The following is a 4479-nucleotide window of genomic DNA, read 5'->3' on the forward strand; positions in this document are numbered from 1 at the left end:
GTGCCGGCGGGCATGTGGTTCGTGTACGAGGACGTCGGGGTCAGCCCGTCCGGCGGGACGGGCCGGGGCGGCTCGCCGGTGTAGGACGGCAGGACGCGGGTCACCTCGGCCGGGAGCCAGTCGGGCGCCGGGACGCCCTCCTCCGGCTCCAGCGCCGCGAGGACCTGGCGGGGCGTCGGGCGTTCGGCCGGGTCCTTGGCGAGGCACTTCTCCAGCAGCGGGCGCAGGTCGTCCGGGCAGCCGTCGAGGTTCGGCTCCTCGTGCGCGATGCGGAACAGGACGGCGGTGTCGGGGCCGTCGCCGAACGGCGTGCGTCCGGTCGCGGCGAAGTGCATGACCGAGCCGAGCGCGAACACGTCCAGGGCGGGCGTCGGGTCCTGGCCGAGGGCCTGCTCGGGGGCCATGAACTGCGGCGATCCGATGCGCATGCCGGTCCGGGTGAGCGGGGTGGAGTCGGTGGCGCGGGAGATGCCGAAGTCGATCACGCGCGGGCCGTCCGCCGCGAGCAGCACGTTGGACGGCTTGAGGTCGCGGTGGATGACCCCGGCCGCGTGCACGGCGGCGAGCGCCTCGGCGATCCCGGCGAACAGCATGCGCAGCGTCGGGCCGGGCATCGGGCCGTGCCCCGCGACCGCCTGGGCGAGCGACGGGCCGGGCACGTGCGCGGTCGCCATCCACGGCATGGGCCCGTCCGGGTGCGCGTCGATGACCGGGGCCGTGTAGAGGCTCTGGACCCGCTGGGCCGCCGCGATCTCCTGCTGGAACCGGCGGCGGAACTCGGGGTCCTCGGCGAACTCGGGCCGCACGACCTTGATCGCCAGCCGCCGTCCGCTCTGCGTGGTGGCGAGGTAGACGCGGCCCATCCCGCCCGCGCCGAGGCGGGCCAGCACGCGGTAGCCGCCGACGAGCGGCGGGTCGCCCGCCTGGAGGGGCTCGAAGACCTGTGGGGGGTGCATGATCGGTTTGTATCCCGGCAGCCGTCCGCTGTCAGGGGGTCGGGCGGATCCGGGCCGATCCGGGCGGGCGGACGCGGCCGTCCGATTACCGGTCAGTAAGCTGCCGCGCATGGATTTCGCGACGGCTGACCTCATCGACGACTTCGGGGACGAGCTGCGTTCCTGCGAGACCCAGTTCCGCGACCTCGGCGGCCGCACGGCGTTCGGCGGACGCGTCGTGACCGTCCGCTGCTTCCGCGACAACGGCCTGGTCAAGAAGACCCTCGCCACGCCCGGCGAGGGCCGCGTGCTGGTGGTCGACGGCGCGGGCTCCCTGGCGTCGGCGCTGCTGGGTGACATGATCGGGGCGTCCGCGGTGGAGCACGGCTGGTCCGGTGTCGTGATCCACGGGGCCGTCCGGGACGCGGCGGCGCTGCGCGGGCTCGGCCTCGGGATCAAGGCGCTCGGCACCAATCCGCGCAAGTCGGCCAAGGACGGCGTGGGCGCGCTCGACGTCCCGGTCGAGTTCGGCGGGGTCCGCTTCGCGCCCGGCGACTGGCTCTACGCCGACGAGGACGGCATCGTCGTCGCCACCCGCGACCTCCTCGCCTGACAGAGCCGGCTGGACCGGTCAGGACGGCCCGGCCCGGCCCCCGCCGCCGCCTGCCGGGGGTAAACGGGCGTGGTGTGCCAGGGATGGGTCGGCCGGTTCGTCCGAAAAGGACATTGATCTTGGTGTGCGCCGGTTCCTAGCGTCGCAGGCGACCCCGGAGACATGAGGAAGCATGCGCGCGAAGAAGATCCTCCTGGCGCCCGCGGCGCTGGCGCTGGCGGCCCTCGGGCTGTCCGCCGTGCCCGCCGCCGCCCAGCCCTCGCCGTCCGTCCCGAAGCCGACCCCGAACCCGTGGCAGATGCGGCAGTGGCCGCAGACCCAGCCGTGGCAGCGCGACCAGCAGGTCCGCGCGGCCAGGGCCGGCGCGCCCGCCCCGATCGACCCGCAGAAGTACGAGCTGCCCGACACGATGACGTGGGACGACTACAAGCCCGTCCCCGGCACGAACTGGGCCGACCCGGCCCGCGCCGGATCGGTGAAGACGTTCAAGGGCGCGGTCGTCCTCGTCGACTACCCCGACGAGGACTTCGCCATCACCAAGCCGAAGAACTCCACGGTCTACGGCAACCCGACGTCGGTCGGCGACGTCCCGCGGAGCCAGGTCGCGCAGTTCTACCGCGACTTCCTGAACAAGCCGCAGCCCCTCAACCACGGCCACACCCTCCACGAGTACTGGATGGAGGACTCCGGCGGCCGGTACGGCGTCGACCTCACCGGCTTCGGCGCGTACCGCCTCCAGCACAAGAGCTACGAGTACGGCGTGGACGACTTCCAAGGCGGCACCGGGTGCCCGGCCGGCGACACGTGCGAACGCGACCTGCGCACGGACGCGACCGCCGCGTGGATCGCCGACATCGGCGAGGAGAAGGCCAAGCAGTACGACATGGTCTTCTTCCTCTCCGCCGGGCAGGACGAGTCGTCCACCTGGCAGGAGTTCGGCCAGATGAAGTTCCAGAGCAAGGAGGACGTGCCCCGGGAGTGGGGCTCGCCCGACCCGGCCCTGCCGAACTGGGTGAAGACCCGGTACGTCCCCTGGACGTCATGGAAGGCCGGCGCGAACCTGTGGCCGAACGCGATCCCCGGCAACTCCATCCAGGCGGAGAGCTCCGGGATGGCCGTGTTCGCGCACGAGTTCAGCCACATCCTCGGCATCGGCGACAACTACAACAACCCGTACTCCAACCCGCCGCGCCGCGCCTACTCGGGCCCGTGGGAGATGCTGAGCCGCGGCAGCTTCAACGGCCCCGGCGGCCCCCACAGCCGGTGGCTGATCCCGGCGACGGCGGGCGCGTCCATGGGCGCGCAGCACACGCTCCGCAACAAGATGAAGCTGAACATGGTGGACCCGAAGAACGTCCTCCAGGTGGACCGGGACACCCTCGCGTCCGGCGGCCTCGTCATCGCGAACGTGACCGCGCGCGAGGCCCAGCCCGGCGCGGACGGCCTGACCGGCGTCAACGTCAAGCTGGGCGCGGGCGGCGACAAGAGCCCCAAGTGCGACACGTCCAAGGACCCGCTGTGCGACGGCGGCGGCTACAACAACTACACGGTCGAGGTCGTCGACCGGATGGGCTTCGACTCGTTCACCCCGGACTCCGGCGTCCTGCTGTCCAAGACCAAGGACAAGGACAGCGCGCCGTTCATCTGGGTGAAGGACGCCCACCCCGAGGACATCGACAAGGTCGACTTCGTCCTGCCGGACGGCACGCCGCAGAAGATGACGATCGGTGACTACCGGCAGCTCTCGGACGCGCTGTTCCACGCGGGCAACGACTCCGGCAGCCAGTACGAGTACGTCGACCAGGACAACCGGCTGCACTTCTACGTGCTGAACCTCAAGCGCGACCGCAAGGGCGTCCTGTCCTACACGGTCGCCATCCGGTCGCTGGACGGCTCGGGCCCGCAGGCGCGCGGTGTCCGGCTCACCCCGGCCAGCGGGAGCGCGGCGGCGGGCGGCTGGCGCAAGTGCACCGCCGTGCTGCACAACACCGGCTCCGGTGGCACCGGGTACACGGCGTCCGACGTGTTCCGCCTGAAGGCCGCCGGCTCCGCCCGGGGCTGGACGACCTGGCTCCCGAACTCGCTCGCGACCGCGTCCAACGGGCGTGCGACGAAGGTCGAGTTCTGGGCGAAGCCCGGGGCGGGCGCGGACCGGCACGCGCGGATCTCGCTCTCCGCGACGTCCGAGTCCGACCCGGCCAAGACCTCTACCTCCACCTGCCACGTCTCCTAGCCTCCTGGTCCTACCGGCCTAGTCGGCCGTCACCGTCGCCGCCGGTTCCAGGGTGATCCCCGGGACCGGCGGCGACGCCGCGTTCTCGCGGCGGTCGAGGACGGACGCCCACACGACCGTCCCGAGCGCCCCGCACGCCATCGCGACGCCCACCCACGGGACCGCTGCGTACCCGAGCCCCGCGCTGACGACCAGTCCGCCGAGCCAGGGCGCGACGGCGTTCCCGACGTTGAACGCCGAGGTCACCGACGCCCCCGCCAGCGTCCGCGCCTCCCCGGCCGTGGCCTGCACGCGGACGTTCACCGCCGGGTTGGTCGCCATCCCGGCGACGCCCATCAGGAACACCAGCACGACCACCGCGGCCGGGTGCGACGCGGTCAGCGCGATCGCCGCCGATGTCGCCACGACCCCGCCCAGCCCGGCGTACAGCGTCGCGAACGGGTGGGCGTCGGCGACGCGTCCGCCGATCGTGATGCCGATCAGCGACCCGAGGCCGAACAGCGCGAGGACGAGCGGCACCCACCGCTCGCCCAGGCCGCCGGGACCGGTGAGCAGCGGTCCCAGGTACCCGAACGTCGCCATCATCGAGCTGAACGACAGGGCGGTCGTCCCGTACGCCACCCACAGCGCGGGGCGCGCCATCGACCGCAGCTCGTCCCGCACGCGCGGCACGGCCTTCACGCCGTGTCCGGAGCGGC

At 72.7% G+C, this 4479-nt stretch carries 4 protein-coding genes; 2 read left to right on the forward strand and 2 right to left on the reverse strand.

Going from position 1 to position 4479, the window contains the following annotated elements; all coding sequences use genetic code 11:
* A partial coding sequence (locus tag AB0J52_RS28965) for a serine/threonine-protein kinase (protein ID WP_500185674.1) occupies window positions 1–956 on the reverse strand: 956 nt, incomplete at its 3' end.
* 109 nt (window positions 957–1065) lie between these two features.
* On the opposite strand from AB0J52_RS28965, the gene rraA reads away from it, so the two are divergent.
* Together rraA and AB0J52_RS28975 are read left to right on the forward strand one after the other, a co-directional pair.
* Window positions 1066–1548: a ribonuclease E activity regulator RraA gene (gene rraA / locus AB0J52_RS28970; protein WP_500185675.1), complete on the forward strand. Its 483-nt coding sequence runs from the start codon at window positions 1066–1068 to the stop codon at window positions 1546–1548.
* A gap of 172 nt (window positions 1549–1720) precedes the next feature.
* On the forward strand, window positions 1721–3781 hold the full coding sequence (locus AB0J52_RS28975) for a M6 family metalloprotease domain-containing protein (RefSeq protein WP_500185676.1): 2061 nt from the start codon (window positions 1721–1723) through the stop codon (window positions 3779–3781).
* 18 nt (window positions 3782–3799) lie between these two features.
* Here the strand turns inward: AB0J52_RS28975 and AB0J52_RS28980 are convergent.
* Window positions 3800–4479: MFS transporter (locus AB0J52_RS28980; protein ID WP_500185677.1), on the reverse strand; the 680-nt coding region annotated here is incomplete at its 5' end.

Source organism: Spirillospora sp. NPDC049652, from assembly GCF_040675125.1.
Classification (GTDB): Bacteria; Actinomycetota; Actinomycetes; order Streptosporangiales; family Streptosporangiaceae; genus Spirillospora.